Origin of the sequence: Kocuria tytonicola, assembly GCF_003687455.1 — a bacterium.
GTDB lineage: Bacteria > Actinomycetota > Actinomycetes > Actinomycetales > Micrococcaceae > Kocuria > Kocuria tytonicola.
This window is the reverse complement of the sequence record NZ_PHOA01000164.1, coordinates 1-2,679: the sequence shown is the minus strand read 5'-3', so window position 1 is coordinate 2,679 and position 2,679 is coordinate 1. Positions and strand designations below refer to the sequence as shown.

At 71.3% G+C, this 2,679-nt stretch carries 2 protein-coding genes and 1 pseudogene; 1 reads left to right on the top strand and 2 read right to left on the bottom strand.

Annotated features, from left to right (window positions below):
• Positions 1-271: pseudogene (locus CWC38_RS11465) on the top strand (aminoacyl-tRNA hydrolase); the annotation flags it as partial.
• A 151-nt stretch (positions 272-422) separates the two neighbouring features.
• Here the strand turns inward: CWC38_RS11465 and nhaA are convergent.
• The gene (nhaA, locus tag CWC38_RS11460) at positions 423-1,718 is read right to left on the bottom strand and encodes a Na+/H+ antiporter NhaA (RefSeq protein WP_121846843.1); all 1,296 of its coding nucleotides are present in this window, start codon (positions 1,716-1,718) and stop codon (positions 423-425) included.
• 112 nt (positions 1,719-1,830) lie between these two features.
• On the bottom strand, positions 1,831-2,331 hold the full coding sequence (locus tag CWC38_RS11455) for a DUF2505 domain-containing protein (protein WP_121846842.1): 501 nt from the start codon (positions 2,329-2,331) through the stop codon (positions 1,831-1,833).
• Positions 2,332-2,679: the final 348 nt, after the last annotated feature.

The window sequence follows — 2,679 nt, the reverse complement described above, 5'->3', positions numbered from 1 at the left end:
GCTCAAGCGCGGGGGCGGTGAGGGCGGGCACAACGGCCTGCGGGACATCTCGAAGGCCATGAAGGGCAAGGACTACGTCCGCGTGCGCGTGGGAGTGGGCCGCCCGCCCGGACGCATGGACGCCGCGGACTACGTGCTCAAGCGGTTCTCCGGTGCCGAGGCCAAGGAGCTGCCGCTGCTGGTCTCGGACGCCGCCGACGCCGTGGAGATGCTCGCTGAGCAGGGCCTCACCGCCACCCAGCAGCACGTCCACGCGCGCAACCCCGCCTGATCGGGCGCGCGCCGCCGCTCCGCCGAGCGCGGCCACGAGACCTACGGGCCGCGGTCGGCCGTCCGGCGCACGGACGACGCCGCACGGAGACGAGCAGTGCCCCCTCCCGTCGGGAGAGGGCACTGTGCACGTGCGCGGCGTCGTCGTCCGGTCAGTCGAGCGTGTCCGGGTCGTGCCCGGCGGCGCGCATGGCCTTGTACTTGGCGTTGCGCGGCGCGATCAGGCAGCCGCCGATGACGGCCGCGAGCAGCGAGCCGCAGAGGATGCCCACCTTGGCGTGGTCGCTGTGGGGGCTGCCCTCACCGAAGCTCAGCTCGGCGACCAGCAGGGACACCGTGAACCCGATGCCCGCCACCACGGTCATGCCGAGCATGTCGAACCACGTGTAGTCCCTGTCCTTCTCGGCGGACGTGAAGCGGTCCATGAGCCACGCGGCGCCGAAGATGCCGATGGGCTTGCCCAGCAGCAGGCCCGCCACGATGCCCAGGGCCACGGGGTCCGTGGCGGCGGAGGTGATGCCCTCCCAGCCGCCCACGGCCACGCCCGCGGAGAAGAACGCGAACACGGGGATCACGAGCCCGTTGGACAGCGGCCGGAAGCGGTGCTCCAGGGCGGGCGCGAGGCCCATGCGCGGGTCCTCCTGCCGGATGATCCGCGGCTTCTGCTTCAGCACGGGCACCATGAACCCCAGCAGCACGCCGGCAATGGTCGCGTGGATGCCGGACTCGTACACGAGCCACCAGGTGACCACGCCGATGGGCAGCAGGATGACCCACGCCGCCCAGTGCCGGGCCATGAACCAGCCCATGTACTTGTGCGTGAGGAACCAGAAGAGCGCGAGCAGCACGGCGGCGCCCAGCAGGAACGGGAACCTGACGCTCTCGGTGTAGACGAAGGCGATGATCGCGATGGCGATGAGATCGTCCACCACCGCCAGGGTCAGCAGGAACGTGCGCATGGCGACGGGCAAGGAGGAGCCCACCACGGCGAGCACGGACACGGCGAACGCGATGTCCGTGGCGGTGGGAATGGCCCACCCGTGCAGCGCAGTGGGTTCGCCGCCCGAGGCGAGGTTGATCCCCAGGAAGATCAGCGCGGGGGCCACGACACCCCCGGCGGCGGCCACCACGGGCAGGATCGCCTTGCGGATGTTGTGCAGCTCCCCGTCCACGAACTCGGCCTTGAGCTCCAGGCCGGTCAGGAAGAAGAACACCGCGAGCAGCCCGTCCGACGCCCAGTGGCCCACGGTGTGCTGCAGTCCGGCCACACCGCCCGGGCCCACCTCGGCGTCACGCAGCCCGAAGTAGACGTCGCTCCAGGGGGAGTTGGCCACCACGAGGGCCAGCACCATGGCGATCAGCAGGAGGAGGCCGCCGGTGGTGTCCCGGCGGAGGAAGTTGGTGATGGGTCCGCCGGATTCGGAGGACGTCTGCGTGTCCGTGCTCAAGTCGAATGTCTCCCAACGCGCGGGCCTCGGGTGGACCGCGTCTGTCGTGTCGAGTGCGCGACGGCCGGGCGGCACGGGTGCCGCCCGGCCGTCGCGCGCCGTGCAGGGTGGCTCAGTGCGAGGAGATCCAGGCCTCGGCCTGGCGGGCCTGCAGGGTCAGGGCCTTGCCGATGTACGGCTCGGCGGCGGCGGCGATCTTCTTGCCCACCAGCGGGATGCTGGCCTGCACCTCACCGGAGACGTCCACGGAGGTCTCCTGCTCGCCCAGGGCCTTGAGCTGCTGGGTGGCGGTGGCGCCCACGGGCAGCCCACCGGCCTTGATCTCGGTGCGCACGGAGCGGGAGCCGTCCGCGGCGGGGGCGTCGTAGGTGTCCACCTGGGTGAGCTTCACACCGTTCTTGACCACCTTCTTGACGGCGTCCGGGAGCTTGTCCGCACCCATGGTGCGCACGGTCGTGGCGGTGAACGCGGTGGAAGTGTCCCCGTTCACCTCGAAGGACTCGAACTGCGCCCCGGCGAGCTCGCTGACGTGGCGCACGAACGCCTCGTCCACGAAGGTCCTCAGGACGGTGTCCAGCGGTGCCTTGATGGTGGTGGATGCGTTGACGGACATGGTGCTCCTTCTGGATCGGTGCCGGTACGTCGGAGCCCGCGCGGGACAGAGGCCGTTGCGGGTGCTGCGCCCATCCTAGTCGCGCGGCCGACGGGGACCCCCCCACGTGCGCTCCGGGGAGGGCGTGGGGTTCGCCGTGCCGAACTCCGGGGGTGCCACGGTGGGGGTGTCCGCCAAAGAAGGGGCAGGGAAGATGCGGGTGGCGGCATTTCCGGCTCCGCCGCGAATCTAGACTGAGGGCGGTCACAGCGCGCACGGCGTGGGTGGACCGCACGTGCCGGGGTGGGGATCCCGGTGCGGCACGTGGACGTGCGTGCTTCCGGGGGCGTGCCGCGGCGGGTGCCGGGG